Here is a 15,135-nt window from a genome sequence, read left to right on the forward strand (position 1 = left end):
GCAGTGCCCAACATCCAGGCCAGCGTGGCCGCGACCGGAACGGGGGCCCGGTCGCGGCCACGCGCCGTACTGCCCGCCCTCTGCGTCACCCAGGTCACGAGCTGGGGCGTCGTCTACTACGCCTTCCCCGTTCTCAACCCCGCCATCACCGCGGGCACCGGCTGGAGCACGGGCGCGACCACCGCCGCGTTCTCCGCGGCCCTCATCGTCTCCGCCGTCGCCGGCATCTACGTCGGCCGCATCCTCGACCACCGCGGACCGCGCACCGTCATGACGGCCGGCTCCACCTTGGGAGTCCTGGCCCTCCTGATCATTGCCGCCGCCCCCAACCTGGCCGTCTTCCTCGCCGGATGGCTGCTGGCCGGCGTGGCAATGGCCGCCACCTTCTACCAACCGGCCTTCGCAGCCCTCACCCGCTGGTGGGCACCCGACCACGTCCGCGCCCTGACCATCGTCACCCTGGCCGGCGGACTCGCCTCTACCGTCTTCGCACCCCTGACCGCCGCCCTCGCCGACCACCTGTCCTGGCGTGGCACCTACGCAGTGCTCGCGGGCGTCCTGGCCGTCCTGACCATCCCCACCCACGCCCTCGCCCTGAAGGCGCCGTGGCCACCCGCCCCCGCCAGCCCGTCCCATGTGACCGGCGGCAGCGATGAAGTAGTGCGCACGCGGGCCTTCCGGATGCTGGCGCTCACCTTCACCCTGTCGGCTTTCGCGATGTACGCCGTCGTCATCGCCCTGGTCCCCCTCCTGCTCGAACGCGGCTACACCACGACCCAAGCCGCCTGGGCCCTCGGCCTGGGGGGCGCCGGACAAACCCTCGGCCGCACCCTGTACGCCGCCCTGGCCCGCCACACCAGCGTCACCGCCCGCACCACCACCCTGGTCGGCCTGGGTGGACTCACCACCGCCGCCCTCGCCCTCCTGCCCGGCCCGTACGCCCTGGTCGCCGTCCTCTCCGTCCTGGCAGGAACCGTGCGCGGCAACCTCACCCTCCTCCAAGCCACCGCCGTCACCGACCGCTGGGGGACCACCCACTACGGCCGGCTCTCCGGCATCCTCGCCGCGCCGGCCCACGCGGCAGCGGCCCTCGCACCCTTCGCCGGCGCCGCCCTAGCCGCACCGCTCGATGGCTATCCCGCCCTGTTCGCGCTGCTCGCCGCGCTGTCAGCAACCGCCGCTGCCACGGCTCTCGGCACCCGCCCGCCCCGCCCACCGACCTGATGCCTCACCCGTCGAGCCACGGAACTATCACAACTATGATCACCCGCAAGGGTAAGACCCTCGCCTACCTCGTGCCCGCCGAATGGTTCGAGCAGTACATGGCACAGCGCCCGTCGCCCTCCGGCGCCGACCAGGACGCGGCCTCAACAGGGCCGGACCGCAGGTAGTCCAGGAGCCCCTTCGTCACGACAGCGCAGCCCATCCACTTGGCTGGGCAGCCTGGCTGGGTGCCGACTCGCCGTTCCACGCCCAACTTGAGCCGGTCACCTGGCGGCCAGTCGCCCGCCGACTCTCAGTCGCCCAGATGTACGAGTAGTCACGATGGACCGGATCATCTGAGGCGACGAGCGAATCGGACCAGAGGTGAGACGAGGGCCAGGGGGGGGATCTGGTGGGCTGAGGGTCGCTGGTGCGCTGATGCTGGTGGATTGAGTACGGGTACTCATGTGGGCGGTGATCGGCAGCCTGCATGGTGCGGACGTGTGATCGATGTTCCTCCCGAAGTCCTTGCCGGCTGCCGCGCTCGGCGTCGTCGTCCTGGCCGGCTTCGGTACGCAGACCGCCAGCGCCGATCAAACCTCCACGGTCCGCATCGCCGCGGCGAGCGACGACGATGCGGAGATGAGGGTTCCACGAGAACCGATCACTCAGGCTTATGAAAGGGCTCCAGGCTCCACACCCGGATACGCGCAGGCGGTGATGAAGCCGTCGAGGGCGCGGGTCAGGTCGCGCTGTACAGCTCGTCCGGAGCCCGGTGGCTTCTGTCAGGGCGGTGCTCTGGCGCCTTTTCGGATTGGGCGAGTTGTCCAGGTGTGTTTGGGTGCACTGCTTCCTTCAAGGGCCGTTGCGATGCGGCGGCCCTGAAGCGTTTCCGGGATGGATGATCCGGGCGCGGAGCCGGTTGAATTCCTGGACGTGCCCCTGCCCGGTCCCGGGGGGCGGGTAGGGGGGTTATCGGGGGGCGGGGTCTTCGGTGTGGTCGCCGAGGGTGAGCAGGAGGCGGCGCAGCAGGCCGGTGAGTTGGTCGCGTTCGGCGGTGGTGAGCCCGGCGAGCTGGCGTTCCTCGCCGGTGAGGTGGTGCTCGACGAGGCGGTTGGTCAGTTCATGGCCGGTGTCGGTCAGGGAGATCAGCACGCGGCGGCGGTGGGTGGGGTCGACGGCCCGTTCGACAAGGCCCTTTTCGACGAGGTGGTCGATGCGGTTGGTGAGCGCTGCGGAGCTGACCATCGCGGCCGAGCTGAGCTCGCCGGCGGTGAGGACGTGCGGCGGCCCGGAACGCAACAGGGTGGCCAGGACGTCGAACTCCCAGGGTTCTACGCCGTGGACGGTCAGGTTCTCCTTGATCCCGCGCTCGAGCAGGCGTGAGGCGCGGGAGAGCCGGCCGATCACGGCCATGGGGGAGGGGTCCAGGTCGGGGCGGACCGCGCGCCACTGTGCGGTGATGCGGTCGACGCCGTCGTGCTGCCGCTGCTGTTCCGTCATTGCCCGAGTCTAACATTTCGATATGGAAAGGTTTGACATCGCCGAACTGGTCTAACTATAGTTTCGACATCGAAATGTTCGACAGAGGGGGAATGTCATGAAGGTTCTGCTCACCGGTGCTACCGGCTACATCGGCTCCGCTGTCACCGACCACCTCGCCGCTGCCGGCCACCAGGTGTTCGCGCTCACCCGTACCGCCGATCCCCAGCCCGGCCGGGCCTGGCACGCCCAGCTGGTCGGCGACACCGCCGACCCGGCATCGCTGGCCGGTGCGGTGCCCTCCGAGATCGAGGCCGTGATCCACCTGGCTCCGCCGAGCGGCGATGCCGATGTCGACACCGCCGTCATCGAGGCGCTCGCCACTCCGCTGCGCCGTACCGGCCGCCCCTTCGTCTACACCAGCGGCGTCTGGGTGCTCGGCGCCACCGGCGATGCCCAGGAGGTGGGCGAGGAGGCCCCGACCAACCCGATCGACATCGTCGGCTACCGCCCGCGGATCGAGGAGCGGGTGCTGGCCGAGGTCGCCGAGGGCGTGCGCGCGGTCGTCGTCCGGCCCGGCATCGTGTACGGCCGCGGCGGCGGCATCCCCGCCATCCTGGTCGACCGGGCGCGCCGGCAGGGGGTGCCCGAGTACTACGGCGAGGAGGGCGTGCGCTGGCCGACCGTCCACGTGGACGACCTGGCCGAGCTGTTCGTGGCCGCCGTCGAGCGGGCCGAGGCCGGCACCGTCTGGCACGGCGTCGGCGAGTCGGCCGTCCCGGTCCGTGACCTCGCCCGGGCGGCCGGCCGCGCAGCCGGAGTGCTCGCCGCCCCGAACGCGGTGCCGGTGGATCAGGCCTCCGAGACCTTCGGCCCGCTCTTCGCGGACGCGCTCGCCCTCGACCAGAGCGTCAGCGGCGCCGCCGCCCGTACCGCCCTCGGCTGGCGGCCGGACCGGCCGGGCGCGGTGGCCGAGCTGGTGTCGGGCTCGTACCGGCCGGTCGAGGTGTTCGGCGCACCCGACGGACCGGAGACCGACGCTGAGGTGACCGAGATCCGCGGCCTGGTCGCCGAGGTGGAGCACGCCCAGCAGAACGAGCTGGTCGACCGGTTCCTGAGTGTCTTCCGCCGACAGGACCCGGTGTGGACCACGGGCCATGGCAAGCGACTGTCGGGCTTCGAGGAGATCGCGACCTTCACCCGGAAGGTGCTGCCCGGTGCGGCGGCCGAGTCCACCGCCGTCTACGACGTAGAACGTGTGTTGTTCCTGCGGCCCGACGTCGCCGCGGTGAACGTCCGCCAGCAGCCGGTCCGCCACGACGGCACCCGGATCGCCGACCGACCCGAGGGCCGCCCGTTGTACATCCTGGTCAAGGAGGACGGCACCTGGCGCATCGGCGCCGCCCAGAACACCGTCCCGGTCGACTGATTTTCCCTGCCCCCACACCCCCACCCCCCTGGGCCAGTCGAGGCGGCCGGCCGCGTTCAGCTCGGCGAGCAGGATGCGGTGCAGTGGGTATAAGACCCCGGCGTGCTGCCAACGCTCCAGGCACCCGCAAGGGCCCCGGCGGGCGAGCCGCACGACCATGCCGTCGGACGCTCCCGCGGCGGACTGACCGCCGAGATCCACCTCGCCGCAGACGGCCGATGCCGCCCGCCGGCATTCAGCTGAAGGCCCGATCCCTGCCTGCCAGTGGCGTGCCCCAGGTCAAGGGTGTCGGTGACGTCACCGGCCGTATCGCTCAGGGGGCGCTGGCAGCGGGTCCGGAGGTCTTGTTCATGCCGGTCGGAGGCCGCATCGCCGGCTGACCGGTGCAGTAGTGCGGGCCGCCACCTCACCCGGATGGCGGCCCGCACTGTTGCGCTCAGGATCTGGAGGCTCGGGTCAGACCGGGTCGGCCGCGTCATAGACCAGACCGCGAACAACGCCTGGTCCGCAGTCCACGTTCAGAAAACGCCGACACCCGTGCGCGATCTTGCCTTTGAGCAGAAGTTATGGACAGGGTTGCCAGCTGTCCGGTGTCCGCTGCGGTGGCAGTCTGTGTCAGCCGCGCCGCGGCAACCGAGTCGATGGTGCCGTGCCAGGTCCTGCTGCGGTCAGTGCTCCCAGGCGGCGGCGCCACGCAGGAGGTGATGGTCCGACATACCCGGAGTGCAGGCTGCGGAGTCACCGCGGACGGTGGTGAACCAGTAGTAGCTCAGGAAGATGTAATCGATCTTCCCGGGTTCGCTGACCTTGGGTGAACACCCCGGCTCGGCGGTTGCTTCACCGCTGCGGCAGCGATCCCCGCTCTGCGGACAGTCGACTCCGGTGAAGTAGTCCTTGTCGTTCTCGTCGACCTCCTGGAATACCCCGGTCCCGCCACTGTGGGCGTAGAGGGGTGCCATGTCCACGTCCTTGGGGAGCTGGTTGAAGTCACCCGCGAGGACCACCGGGTCGCCCCCGTTCGCAAAACCCCTCGTGATATCGGCAACCTTCTGAATCTGCGCCTTGGGGTTGTTGAGGATCGTCGGGGGGACGTTGGGGTCCGGGTCGGCGATCACCTTGTACGAGTAGTCGATGTGAGTGTTGCAGGCACGGACCGTGCGCCCGGTAACGGTCGTCCTGGCGCACAGAAGGATACGGTCCTCTCCCGGTGTCTCCTTAGGAAGGAAGTTGACGGACCGAGTGCCGTTGTTGATCGTACCGGGGCCACCCTTGGCAAAGATGGCCAGACCGTAACGCTTGTCGGTCCCCCACTTCGCGCACCCGCTCGTGGACGCCAGTGTCGCGCCCCAGACCGAGTCGTACTTGTTGCCGCTGGGGCGGTCCTCCAGCGAGTTGCGCAGCAGGGTCCACTGCCCGTAACACATCTCCTGCAGCATGACCAGATCAGCGTCCCAGCCGTCCATGGCGTTCACGATCTTGTTGCGCCACGCGTCCTTGGACCCCTCGTAGATGGCGCACGCAGCCCCGCAGACGTTGTAGCTGATGAACCTCGGCTTCGGCCAGTTCTGCGCATCGGGAGTGTCGGCCTGCGCGGGACTGGGCTTGGAAGCAAGAACCAGTCCTATGACGAAGAGCGCTGCGAAGAACGCTCTGAGTGCCGCTCGCATAGGTAAACCCCTTTCATGATCATTCGGATGCACATCGTGGCAGTCATGCAGGCATCCGCACGGGCAGTGGCTGGACAAGGTGTCCCTGTCTGATACGACTGCCGTATCTCGACGGAGAAGTCGATTCACTCGGTCAGTCGCCGGTGGTCGATCTGTGCGGTGGCGATGGCGGTGTGAGCCCCCCGCTCGCGGAGCCATCGCGAAACGATGTCCAAGCCGGGGCCCCGCCGGCCCGGTGGGCGGACGCGGCACGGGCCGGGACGTAGGCCCACAGCGCGACACCGATGAAGACCACCTGCTCGGGGATCCTGAACCACAGTGGTGTCGCCGGCTCCCCGTTGAACGGGATCTGCTCGACGGCCGCGTGGATGTTGGCCGGGAGCATCAGGGCGAACAGCGCGGCGAGGCCGAGCCCGGCCGCCGGCCGGGTGGACTTCCGGATGAGTCCGGCGGCGCCGAGGAGTTCCAGGACGCCGGTCGCGTAGACCGCGAGGCGGGGGAACGGCACGAACGGCGGGACCGTTGCGGCCAGGTCGTGGTGGCCGGGCATGGGGCCGAGGGCGGACGGGACGAAGTGCGCGCCGGCCGTGAACACCAGCATGACCGCGAGGCCGTGCAGGACGGACACCCGCCAGCTCCCGAACCGTCCGACGCCGAACGCGCCGAGCAGCCTGAACAGCACGGCGGGAACGGCGAAGAGCATGAGCGTGCCGAACATGGGAGCAGCATCCCTTCACTGGGTGGGTGGGTGGGTCTGCCGGTCGCGCTCGGCCCCCATGCACCTGCCCGGCATGGCGTGCGCACAGAACAGAAGCGTTCCGCCATCCCCGGCTGACGCCGACCCGACCCGACCCGACCCGACTCGACTGGTACAGCACCGCGCCCGCGCGCCGGGCGCGGCCGACCGGTCACCCGGTCACCCGAGAAGGGTGATCCCGATCATGCGCGCCCCGGTCTCCGTGCGCGGGCGGTGCGTGCTGCCCGGCGCGAACACCACGTAGCTGCCGGCCGCGAGGCGCCGACCGTGGTCGATGAACTCGCCGGACACCACGTAGTAGCGTTCCTCGGTCTCGTGCACGTCCTCTTCGGGCCATTGCGCCCCCGGGGCGAAGTCGTACACCCAGCCACGCGCCCACGCCGTGGCGGGCAAGCGCCTGCGGACGATGCCGGGAGCGACCTCGGTCGGGTCGATGTCATCGACGTGGACGATCTGTACGGCGTCGGTTTCTTGAGTCACGAAGATCATGCTCCCGGCCGATCCGCCTCCGCCCCAGAGTCAGGATTGACGTGGAGAGGTACTTTTCTGCCATGAGCCTTCACCGCGTGGTGTGCCTTCTCCTGCCGCCGCAGTCCACGTTCGAGCTGGCCAGCGCCGCCGAGGTCTTCGGCCTGAACCGGCCAGGCCTGCCCGCCCGTTATACGTTCGAGGTCTGCACCGAGCGGCCCGGCCCCCTGCCGACGCTGGCCGGCTACGACATGGCGGTCACGCACGGGTTGTCGGCCTTGCAGCGCGCTCAGACCGTTCTCATCCCCGGTTGGCAGCAGCGCGCGAGCGCTCCCTCGCCCGGCGTCGTGGACGCGATACGGCGGGCGCATCGCCGCGGCGCCCGTATCGTCGCGCTGTGCTCCGCGGCCTTCCTGCTTGCCGAGGCCGGACTGCTGGAGGGCCGCAGGGCGACCACCCACTGGCGCATGGCCGACGAACTCGCCGCCCGGCATCCCGGGATCCAGGTCGAGCCGGACGTGCTCTACATCGACCTGGGCGACGTGGCCACGAGCGCGGGCACAGCCGCGGGCATCGACCTGTGCCTGCACCTGATCCGCACGGACCAGGGCGCCGCCTACGCAACCCAGGTCGCCCGGCACATGGTCATGCCGCCGCATCGCGAGGGCGGGCAGCTGCAGTACGCCACGCTCCCCCTCACCGACCGCACGCCCGACTCCCTGGCCCCCGTCCTGGACTGGGCCGCCGAGCGGCTGCACGAGCCGTTGACCGTCGACGACCTCGCCTCGTTCGGGGCCGTCTCCACGCGCACGCTCGCCCGCAGGTTCGCCGAGCAGCTCGGCACGAGCCCGGGCAACTGGCTGCTACGGCAGCGGGTCATGGCGGCCCGGTCGCTCCTGGAGGAGACGGATCTGGCCGTCGAGACGATCGCGGTCAGGACCGGCCTGTCCTCGGCCGCCAACCTCCGTCGGCGCTTCCACGCGCTGGTGCACACCACGCCCGCCGCCTATCGCCGCTCCTTCCGGCACGAGGCGGAGGGCACGCGTACGCGGGGCTCCGACGCGGCCCCCGCCTGACCGGGTGCGGTACGGCCCCTGGTCCAGCGTCGCGGCGTCGGGTTGGCGCCGTCCCTCCCTGACCACCTGCCCGGCGAGGCGGCGCCCCGCACGTTGGTGGGTGCGCGGCCGGTAGACGCTGGGGCCCGCCCGCGCGGCGGGTGCTATTCGGCGGCTTTCTTCAATGGCTTGGTGTATTGGCTGCAGTTGGGCGTCGAGCTCTGTGACCTGCAGTTTTGATGCCGAGGGGCTGGGTTGCTGAAGCCTTGGCGACGATCCTGCGCTGAAAGCCGGCGCCGAAGCATGAGTGAACCCCGCGACCGCCCGACCAGCCCGGGCTGGTACGCCACGCCCACCGTGCAGTACGCGGTCGAGCCCGGCTTCGACGTCGCGCCGATCGAGGCGTACGTCCGCACCCAGACCGGCCGCTACCTGAACCCCTGGTACAAGCGGCTGCAGCACACCTATGCCGCCTACCCCGGCATGTACGGCGAGGAGCCGTCTACGCCCGCGCTCCATGCCGCCTCGGTGTTCCGTGCGGCCGGCGCGAGTGACGTTCCGGAACTCGGTGCCGGGCACGGGCGTGACGCCTTGTACTTCGCCCGTGAAGGGTTCACCGTGCAGGCCACGGACTTCTCCGCCACCGGTCTTCAGCAACTACAGGAGGCCGCCGGAGCGCAGAGCGTCGAGCGGCGGGTGACCACCGCGGTGCAGGCTGTGCGCGACCCACTGCCCCTTCCCGACGCCTGTGTCGACGCGGTTTTCGCGTACATGCTGCTGTACATGGCTCTGTCCACCCAGGAGATCCAAGCCCTGGTGGGGGAGATCCGCCGTGTCCTGCGGCCCGCCGGCGAGTTCGTGTACACCGTCCGGCACACCGGCGACGCGCACTACGGCGCCGGCACCGCGCACGGCGACGACATCTACGAGCATGGAGGCTTCGCCGTCCACTTCTTCGACCGCGGCCTGGTCGACGCGCTGGCTGACGGCTGGACGCTGAACGAGGTCCACTCCTTCGAGGAAGGCGACTTGCCGCGCCGCCTGTGGCGGGTTACTCAGACGCCCGCGGGGGAGAGCACGGCCGGAGCTGGCCAAGACGCGTGAAGCCCTGCGCGGCCTGGCCCGGCGAGCCGCCCAGGCCGACCCCGTCCCGTGCACCGCGGGCGACATCTGCACGATCCTCGCCACGGCTGGGGACCCGCCCTCCGCCGGCAGTGTCGGCGACGTTCGCCCGAGGTGAGCCGGGCACGGTGGGAGGCGCAGTGATGCGTCGGGCAGCGGTAGATGTCCGCGAGCGTCAGAAAGTCTTTGAAGAAGGGATCCCAGCGCGCGGGACAGTGCATCCCGGGGGGCCAGGTCGTCCTCGCGCTCCGCCGCGAGCCTGCCACGCAGTGAGTCGATCAGACGGTCGAACTCGACGCCCGTCCCCGGCGCGGCCCGCAGACCTTCACGGCCCCGCACGGCTCTAGGTAGCTGATCGCATCGAACGGAACCGTCGCCGCTTCCAGCAGCCGGGCAGCCCCCTTCCCCACGGGAAGCTGCCCGAACACGCGCACCAGAAACAGCAGCGGCCAGGTGATCAAGTGACCGAAGAGCGTGTGACACAGAGCTGCTTGTTGACGCCTGCCGGTCCATCGGAGGCGCGTTCGCCATGACCTGCTGCTCTCAGTTGGCACGTGGGTGCTGGCGGGCGGTCGGGATGATGCCCCTTGCCGAAGGCCGGCAACAGCATCGCGGACGCTGCCCAGGGCCGGCGGGGGGTCTCTCTTTCGGCCCGTTCGCACCCCGCCCAATAGTTCACAGTTTCCTGAATTCACGCTTCTGTGTATGGTTTTGGCGTGCTGACTATCGCCACCGACATCGAAGCGCTGGCCCGGTTCGGCCGTGCGCTGGCCGATCCGATCCGCTGCCGCATCCTGCTGGCCCTTCAAGAGGGGCCGGGCTACCCGTCGGACTTCGCTGACGCCCTGGGGATTTCGCGTACCCGCTTGTCGAACCATCTGGCGTGCCTGCGGGACTGCGGCCTGGTTGTCGCGGTTCCGGACGGCCGCCGCACCCGCTATGAACTCGCTGACCCTCGCCTTGGCCACGCGCTGGGGGACCTGCGCTCTGCGGTTCTGGCGGTGGAGGCGGACAAGAGCTGTGTGGACGCAGAGACGGAGGGCTGCTGCTGATGAGCGTCATATCCCTGGGCCCCCCTCCGGCCCGCCGCGACGCCCTTGCCCGCCGCATACGGTTCCTGGTGGCCGCGACGATCACCTATAACGTGATCGAGGCGATCGTGGCCATCACCGCCGGCACGATCGCCTCGTCGACCGCCCTGATCGGGTTCGGCCTGGACTCCGTCATTGAGGTCTCCTCCGCGACGGCGGTGGCCTGGCAGTTCTCCCCCCGCGACCACGCCGTGCGCGAGGCCCGGGAGAAGCGGACGCTGCGGATCATCGCCGTGTCGTTCTTCGCGCTCGCCGTCTACGTCACCGTCGACTCGATCCGTGCCCTGACTGGCACGGGGGAGGCGCAGACGTCGGTGCCGGGCATCGTGATCGCGGCCCTGTCACTGGCGGTCATGCCGTTCTTGTCCACCGCCCAACGCAAGGCCGGCCGTGAGCTCGGTTCGGCCTCGGCGGTCGCGGACTCCAAGCAGACGCTGCTGTGCACGTACCTGTCCGCGGTGCTCCTGGTCGGCCTGGTCCTCAACGCCACCCTGGGCTGGTCTTGGGCCGACCCGGTCGCCGCCCTGGTCATCGCGGCGGTGGCTGTGAAGGAGGGCATCGACGCCTGGCAGGGCAAGGGCTGCGCCTGCGGCCCCCCCTCCTCCCTGACCGTACCCGCCACCGGCGAGGCGGACAGCGCCTGCTCCAGCGGGAACGCCTGCTGCTCCGGCGACAAGTCGGAGACTACGCAGTGAACGGCTGGGCATGGGCCGCGCTGGCTCTGTTCACCGGCTGGGCTGTCACCGCCTTCGGGATCCGGGCGGTACTCCAGGCCCGCCGTACCGGGGATGCCGGCTTCCGCGGGATTTCCGGCCGGCCCGGGACGGCCTCTTGGTGGGCGGGCATCGCCTTCGTCCTCGCCCTGTTCGGCGGCGCGGCCGCCCCCATCGCCGCCCTTGCCGGGATGCCGCCGATCCCTGGTACCGACCCGGCGTGGCTGCGCTGGGCAGGGCTGGCGGTCGCAGTCGTCGGGGTCGCCGCCACGCTGGTGGCGCAGTCCGCGATGGGCCCGTCCTGGCGGGTCGGAGTGGACGCAGCCGAGCGCACCGACCTGGTCACCCAAGGGCTGTTCGCGCACCTGCGGAACCCGGTGTTCACCGCGATGGCGGTCACCGCCGTCGGCCTGGCGCTGATGGTGCCCAACGCCGTCGCGGTCCTCGCGCTCATCGCTCTGGTCGTGGCGGTGCAGTTGCAGGTGCGGATAGTGGAGGAGCCCTACCTGGCGGCAGTGCACGGTGCCCTGTACGCCGACTACGCCGCCCGGGCCGGGCGGTTCCTGCCGGGCGTCGGCCGCCGCACCGCCTGAGCTGGGCCGGTGGACGGACGCCTTGGGGCGGCTGGGTAGAGTCCGCGGGCATGCTCGTCCGTCCTGCCCGGCGCCTCCGCCCGGCCGTCGCCACCCTTCTGGCTGGTGTGCTGCTGGCCTGCGCCTACCTGATGTGGGGCGCCGGGCGCACCAGCGCGATGGCCATGCCTGGCCCGATGCCAGGCATGGCGGCGATGGTGGCCGAGGAGATGACGGAAACCGACAGCAGCCGGACCTCTCCGCCCCGGGCCACGACGGGTGCCTGGCGGTGAGCACGCACTGCCCCCTGGCGACCGCGCACACGCCTCCCCCTTTCGCGCTCGCGGCACCGCTCGGTTGCACGGCTCGCGCGCAGCCTGCCGCGGCCTGTGTCGAGTTGTCCCAGGCCACCGGGGACGGGTGTGCCTGGCCGAGGGCGCCTGATCCTGTCGCTCTGCTCTGCGTCAGCCGGACCTGACACACCCGCACCCGTCGGCCACATGCCCAGCCGGGTGCCTTGCGGTGTCCTCATCCGGTACCTGTCCCTTGGGAGAGTTCCCCCACCCATGTCCACCACGTTGTTCGTCACCGGTCTGACCACCGGCTCGTTCGCCGGCGGCGCGTCCTGCGCCGCCGTCCAGGGCGGCCTTCTCGCCGGCGCGGTCGGTCGCCGCGCCACCGCCTGGACTCCCGAAGCGTGGGAGCGCAGCGGACTGTTCACCCCGGTCCTGGCCTTCCTCGGTGCCCAGCTCGCCTCCCACACCCTGCTCGGCGCGGCCCTCGGCCTAGCCGGATCCGCCGTCCAACCGGGCCCGCGTACCCGCGCCGTCCTGCTGGTGGCGAGCGCGCTGCTGATGGTGCTGTTCGCCCTTGACATGCTTGGCGTGCGCGCTGTGCGCCGCTTCGTACCGCGACCACCGGCCTCTTGGGGGCGGTGGGTGCGCCGGTCGGCGAAATCGACGGCCCACACGACCCCGGCCGCGTCCTCGGCTTCCTGACCGGAGAGCTCGGCCCTGGAAGGGCGACCACAAGGGAGGCCCTGGGGTGACGTTGCGACCGCCGGTTGAGCCGATGCTGGCGCAGGCTGCGGAGTCGGTGCCGGGTCCGGCCGCGCTGCGCTCGGGCGTCGCGTACGAGCGGAAGCTTGGCGGCCACCGGAGGATCGTCTTCACCGCGGCCGGCCCGGGTGGGCGGGGGGTGGTGCAGACCCGCCGCGGGTCTCTGATTCAAGACCGTTTCCCGGACCTGGCGGCCGCTGCCGAGCAGCAGTTGCCGTACGGCCTGGTCCTCGATGGCGAACTGCTGGTGTGGGATGCGGAGGCGGGCCGGTTGTCGTTCGAGGCGTTGCAGCGCCGGGTCGCCGCCCGCGGCCGTAGCGCCGCGGGCCTGGCCGTGCGGTGACCGGCCTACTTCGTGGCGTTCGATCTGTTGCAGCCGGACGGCCAGGAGCTGCTGAACCTGCCCTACCGCGACCGCCGCCGGCTACTGAAGGAACTGTTCACCGACCACGCCCTGACGGCCCCATGGACCCTGTGTCCGATGACGACGGACCAGGCCAAGGCCAGCGAGTGGCTTCAGTCCTGGACCCACGTGGCCGGCGTCGAAGGCATCGCGGTCAAGGGCATCAACACCCGCTACCTGCCCGGCTACCGCGGCTGGACAGACCAGAAGCAGAGACACCACCGAAGCGATCATCGGCGCCGTCACCGGCACCCTGACCCGCCCGCAGTTGCTCATCCTCGGCCGCCACGACCACGCGGGCCGACTCCGCGCGGTGGGCCGCACGGTTCCGCTGCGCCCGGACGCCGCCCGGCAGGTCGGCGAGCACCTGGCCGCGGCCAGCCCCGGCCACCCCTTCGAGGGAGTGCGGTTCACGGTGGCATGGGGGAGCCGTGACGTCATGGACGCGGTGCTGGTCCGCCCGGATCTGGTGGCGGAGTTCAACGCTGATCGGGCTGGCCTCGTGCATGCGAATGGGCCGCGTTTTGACACTGGTTCGGAAGGCAGGATGTCCTTGAGGCCGGGGCCGATTGTTCACGGGTTTCGAAGGCAGGCGGCCTTCGGCTGGGTGACAGGGGAGCCTGGTTCCTCCGGGCCGTTCATGTACGGAAGCGTCGTGCCTATCACGGCTGGCCCGGACTGATTCTCAGAGACGGCCTGCTCCCGTTCGGGTCCGGGCCGATATCGCGTGGCGGCCGCGCCCCCGGTCGGGCAGGGTGCCCGTTGATGAGCGATAACGACGTGATGCCCTATGCCCGCTTCGATTCGGTCGAGGGCCTGCTGCAACGGGGACGTGGCCTGGGTGCTGTACGCGCGCTGCGGGATCCCCTGGAGGCCGCGCCCTTCGTCTACGACGGGATCCGGCGGGACTGGCGGTGGGACGGCTTCGACGACCGCGCCTGCTACCTCGCCGGGCTGGTCCGGGACCTGGGACTGTCGCCGGCGCCGGTCGTGGAACTGCTGGCCGGGGACGAGGGGCAGTGCAGGCGGGCTGCCGAGGTGCTGGAACTGCTCGCCCTCGATGATTGCGACGAGGCGCGCGAGGCCCTGCGCAGCCACGTCCGGGAGGGCGCGCACTGGGTCCCCGTACTGGAGTCGGTTTCCGGCATCTGGCCATTGGAGTGGTGGGAGGACCTGGGTGAGGCCGCGCGGGCCCGGATCAGCGGTGAGCCCGAGCCGCCGTGGTTCACCGAGCCGTGGACCCGCTTCGGGATCGAGGTCCAGCGACCCGACCCGGGCCCGACCCCTCACGATCTGACCGGCCTTGCGGACGACGAGCTGCTCGACCTGCTGGCCGGCGCCGGCAGCAGGGTCGACGCCCTGCGCGAGCTGTCCCGCCGGGATCCGGTGGAGGGCCTGATCCCGCTCGTGCCCTCCCTCGTCACCCCGGACGGCCGCCGTCCCCTTCCCCGGCTCAGGCGGGCCGTCGACCGCCTCGGCGCCCTGGCCATACCGGCCGCGCGCCGGTGGGTGGTCGACGAGCGGGAGTGGCTGGCCCGGCTCGGCTCTGACGTCCTCGCCGATCATCTCGGCCCCGAGGTGATCCCGGTCCTCGTGGCCGAACTCGCCGACCAGTGGCGGAACCGCGCGTGGTGCGGCCCCGACACCACGGCGAGGCGGCTGGCCCGCTTCGGGCCGGCGGCCTCCGAGGCGGTGGCGGACCTGCGCAGGTTCTGGCTGCACACGCCGCACTCCTACGAGCGGGCCGCCTACCTGGAGGCACTGGCCGCCATCGACCCTGGCGGACTGGACTACGCCCACACCGAATCCCTCTGGGACTGCGAGGAACAGGCCCGGCTCCTGGGCATAGCCCACGCGCCGGACCACCCCGAAACCCTGGAGCGGATCACGGCGCTGCGCGACGACCCGATGGAGACCCCTGACGTACGGGCAGGTGCAGAAGCACGGCTGGCCGTCACGACCACCCCGTGCTTGCCCTGACCGGATTGGGATGGCAAGGGCCGCGATGCCTCCTGTTCTCGTGAACATCGACCACGGACCGATCCGGACGCCTTCCGAGACGGTGAACCACAGCCTTCACGACTCGTGAACAAAGCCACCCACGACCGCCGCAGC

16 protein-coding genes and 2 pseudogenes are annotated in these 15,135 nt (G+C 70.8%); 13 read left to right on the forward strand and 5 right to left on the reverse strand.

What is annotated here, in order from left to right; genetic code table 11:
* Positions 1 to 3 precede the first annotated feature (3 nt).
* Together AB0447_RS19010 and AB0447_RS19015 are read left to right on the forward strand one after the other, a co-directional pair.
* On the forward strand, positions 4 to 1,224 hold the full coding sequence (locus AB0447_RS19010; RefSeq protein ID WP_366477834.1) for an MFS transporter: 1,221 nt from the start codon (positions 4 to 6) through the stop codon (positions 1,222 to 1,224).
* A gap of 35 nt (positions 1,225 to 1,259) precedes the next feature.
* Positions 1,260 to 1,391 carry a hypothetical protein gene (locus AB0447_RS19015; protein WP_366477835.1) on the forward strand — a complete coding sequence of 44 codons (132 nt, stop codon included), beginning with the start codon at positions 1,260 to 1,262 and terminating at the stop codon, positions 1,389 to 1,391.
* Positions 1,392 to 2,175: 784 nt separating this feature from the next.
* Here the strand turns inward: AB0447_RS19015 and AB0447_RS19020 are convergent.
* On the reverse strand, positions 2,176 to 2,706 hold the full coding sequence (locus tag AB0447_RS19020) for a MarR family transcriptional regulator (protein WP_366477836.1): 531 nt from the start codon (positions 2,704 to 2,706) through the stop codon (positions 2,176 to 2,178).
* Positions 2,707 to 2,803: 97 nt separating this feature from the next.
* Here AB0447_RS19020 and AB0447_RS19025 point away from each other — a divergent pair, with 97 nt between their 5' ends.
* Both AB0447_RS19025 and AB0447_RS19030 read left to right on the forward strand, forming a co-directional pair.
* On the forward strand, positions 2,804 to 4,114 hold the full coding sequence (locus tag AB0447_RS19025; protein WP_366477837.1) for an SgcJ/EcaC family oxidoreductase: 1,311 nt from the start codon (positions 2,804 to 2,806) through the stop codon (positions 4,112 to 4,114).
* Between the two features lie 114 nt (positions 4,115 to 4,228).
* Positions 4,229 to 4,333 (forward strand): annotated as a pseudogene (locus AB0447_RS19030) (IS5/IS1182 family transposase); the annotation flags it as partial.
* 449 nt (positions 4,334 to 4,782) lie between these two features.
* Here the strand turns inward: AB0447_RS19030 and AB0447_RS19035 are convergent.
* The 3 genes from AB0447_RS19035 to AB0447_RS19045 form a co-directional block, all read right to left on the reverse strand.
* Positions 4,783 to 5,781: an endonuclease/exonuclease/phosphatase family protein gene (locus AB0447_RS19035; protein WP_366477838.1), complete on the reverse strand. Its 999-nt coding sequence runs from the start codon at positions 5,779 to 5,781 to the stop codon at positions 4,783 to 4,785.
* A 133-nt stretch (positions 5,782 to 5,914) separates the two neighbouring features.
* Positions 5,915 to 6,499 (reverse strand): hypothetical protein, encoded by a 585-nt coding sequence (locus tag AB0447_RS19040; RefSeq protein ID WP_366477839.1) that lies wholly within the window; start codon positions 6,497 to 6,499, stop codon positions 5,915 to 5,917.
* A 198-nt stretch (positions 6,500 to 6,697) separates the two neighbouring features.
* Positions 6,698 to 7,027, reverse strand: coding sequence for a cupin domain-containing protein (locus AB0447_RS19045; RefSeq protein WP_366477840.1), 330 nt, complete (start codon positions 7,025 to 7,027; stop codon positions 6,698 to 6,700).
* 62 nt (positions 7,028 to 7,089) lie between these two features.
* Between AB0447_RS19045 and AB0447_RS19050 the strand changes: the two genes are divergently transcribed.
* Together AB0447_RS19050 and AB0447_RS19055 are read left to right on the forward strand one after the other, a co-directional pair.
* A complete protein-coding gene (locus AB0447_RS19050) occupies positions 7,090 to 8,082 on the forward strand; it encodes a helix-turn-helix domain-containing protein (protein WP_366477841.1) in 993 nt (330 codons plus the stop codon).
* 282 nt (positions 8,083 to 8,364) lie between these two features.
* The gene (locus AB0447_RS19055) at positions 8,365 to 9,165 is read left to right on the forward strand and encodes a class I SAM-dependent methyltransferase (RefSeq protein WP_366477842.1); all 801 of its coding nucleotides are present in this window, start codon (positions 8,365 to 8,367) and stop codon (positions 9,163 to 9,165) included.
* A gap of 296 nt (positions 9,166 to 9,461) precedes the next feature.
* On the opposite strand, the gene AB0447_RS19060 is transcribed toward AB0447_RS19055, so the two are convergent.
* Positions 9,462 to 9,644: a hypothetical protein gene (locus tag AB0447_RS19060; protein WP_366477843.1), complete on the reverse strand. Its 183-nt coding sequence runs from the start codon at positions 9,642 to 9,644 to the stop codon at positions 9,462 to 9,464.
* Between the two features lie 255 nt (positions 9,645 to 9,899).
* Between AB0447_RS19060 and AB0447_RS19065 the strand changes: the two genes are divergently transcribed.
* From AB0447_RS19065 to AB0447_RS19095, 7 genes and pseudogenes are all read left to right on the forward strand, one after another.
* Positions 9,900 to 10,235 (forward strand): metalloregulator ArsR/SmtB family transcription factor, encoded by a 336-nt coding sequence (locus AB0447_RS19065; protein WP_366477844.1) that lies wholly within the window; start codon positions 9,900 to 9,902, stop codon positions 10,233 to 10,235.
* Positions 10,235 to 10,969, forward strand: coding sequence for a cation transporter (locus AB0447_RS19070; RefSeq protein WP_366477845.1), 735 nt, complete (start codon positions 10,235 to 10,237; stop codon positions 10,967 to 10,969). The genes AB0447_RS19065 and AB0447_RS19070 overlap by 1 nt, the downstream gene beginning before the upstream one ends.
* On the forward strand, positions 10,966 to 11,580 hold the full coding sequence (locus AB0447_RS19075) for an isoprenylcysteine carboxylmethyltransferase family protein (protein WP_366477847.1): 615 nt from the start codon (positions 10,966 to 10,968) through the stop codon (positions 11,578 to 11,580). The genes AB0447_RS19070 and AB0447_RS19075 overlap by 4 nt, the downstream gene beginning before the upstream one ends.
* Positions 11,581 to 11,630: 50 nt before the next feature.
* Positions 11,631 to 11,852, forward strand: a complete 222-nt coding sequence (locus tag AB0447_RS19080; protein ID WP_366477848.1) for a hypothetical protein — start codon at positions 11,631 to 11,633, stop codon at positions 11,850 to 11,852.
* A gap of 273 nt (positions 11,853 to 12,125) precedes the next feature.
* A complete protein-coding gene (locus AB0447_RS19085; protein ID WP_366477849.1) occupies positions 12,126 to 12,557 on the forward strand; it encodes a sulfite exporter TauE/SafE family protein in 432 nt (143 codons plus the stop codon).
* 73 nt (positions 12,558 to 12,630) lie between these two features.
* Positions 12,631 to 13,455: pseudogene (locus AB0447_RS19090) on the forward strand (hypothetical protein).
* A 330-nt stretch (positions 13,456 to 13,785) separates the two neighbouring features.
* Positions 13,786 to 15,000 carry a hypothetical protein gene (locus AB0447_RS19095; RefSeq protein WP_366477850.1) on the forward strand — a complete coding sequence of 405 codons (1,215 nt, stop codon included), beginning with the start codon at positions 13,786 to 13,788 and terminating at the stop codon, positions 14,998 to 15,000.
* The last annotated feature ends 135 nt before the right edge of the window (positions 15,001 to 15,135 follow it).

Source organism: Streptomyces sp. NPDC051211, from assembly GCF_040689505.1.
GTDB lineage: Bacteria > Actinomycetota > Actinomycetes > Streptomycetales > Streptomycetaceae > Streptomyces.

Bases quoted from the DNA above. Each gene is read 5' to 3' on its own strand.
- AB0447_RS19015 (WP_366477835.1), top strand. From the start codon at position 1,260: ATGATCACCCGCAAGGGTAAGACCCTCGCCTACCTCGTGCCCGCCGAA.
- AB0447_RS19020 (WP_366477836.1), bottom strand. From the start codon at position 2,706: ATGACGGAACAGCAGCGGCAGCACGACGGCGTCGACCGCATCACCGCA.
- AB0447_RS19025 (WP_366477837.1), top strand. From the start codon at position 2,804: ATGAAGGTTCTGCTCACCGGTGCTACCGGCTACATCGGCTCCGCTGTC.
- AB0447_RS19035 (WP_366477838.1), bottom strand. From the start codon at position 5,781: ATGCGAGCGGCACTCAGAGCGTTCTTCGCAGCGCTCTTCGTCATAGGA.
- AB0447_RS19040 (WP_366477839.1), bottom strand. From the start codon at position 6,499: ATGTTCGGCACGCTCATGCTCTTCGCCGTTCCCGCCGTGCTGTTCAGG.
- AB0447_RS19045 (WP_366477840.1), bottom strand. From the start codon at position 7,027: ATGATCTTCGTGACTCAAGAAACCGACGCCGTACAGATCGTCCACGTC.
- AB0447_RS19050 (WP_366477841.1), top strand. From the start codon at position 7,090: ATGAGCCTTCACCGCGTGGTGTGCCTTCTCCTGCCGCCGCAGTCCACG.
- AB0447_RS19055 (WP_366477842.1), top strand. From the start codon at position 8,365: ATGAGTGAACCCCGCGACCGCCCGACCAGCCCGGGCTGGTACGCCACG.
- AB0447_RS19070 (WP_366477845.1), top strand. From the start codon at position 10,235: ATGAGCGTCATATCCCTGGGCCCCCCTCCGGCCCGCCGCGACGCCCTT.
- AB0447_RS19080 (WP_366477848.1), top strand. From the start codon at position 11,631: ATGCTCGTCCGTCCTGCCCGGCGCCTCCGCCCGGCCGTCGCCACCCTT.
- AB0447_RS19085 (WP_366477849.1), top strand. From the start codon at position 12,126: ATGTCCACCACGTTGTTCGTCACCGGTCTGACCACCGGCTCGTTCGCC.
- AB0447_RS19095 (WP_366477850.1), top strand. From the start codon at position 13,786: ATGAGCGATAACGACGTGATGCCCTATGCCCGCTTCGATTCGGTCGAG.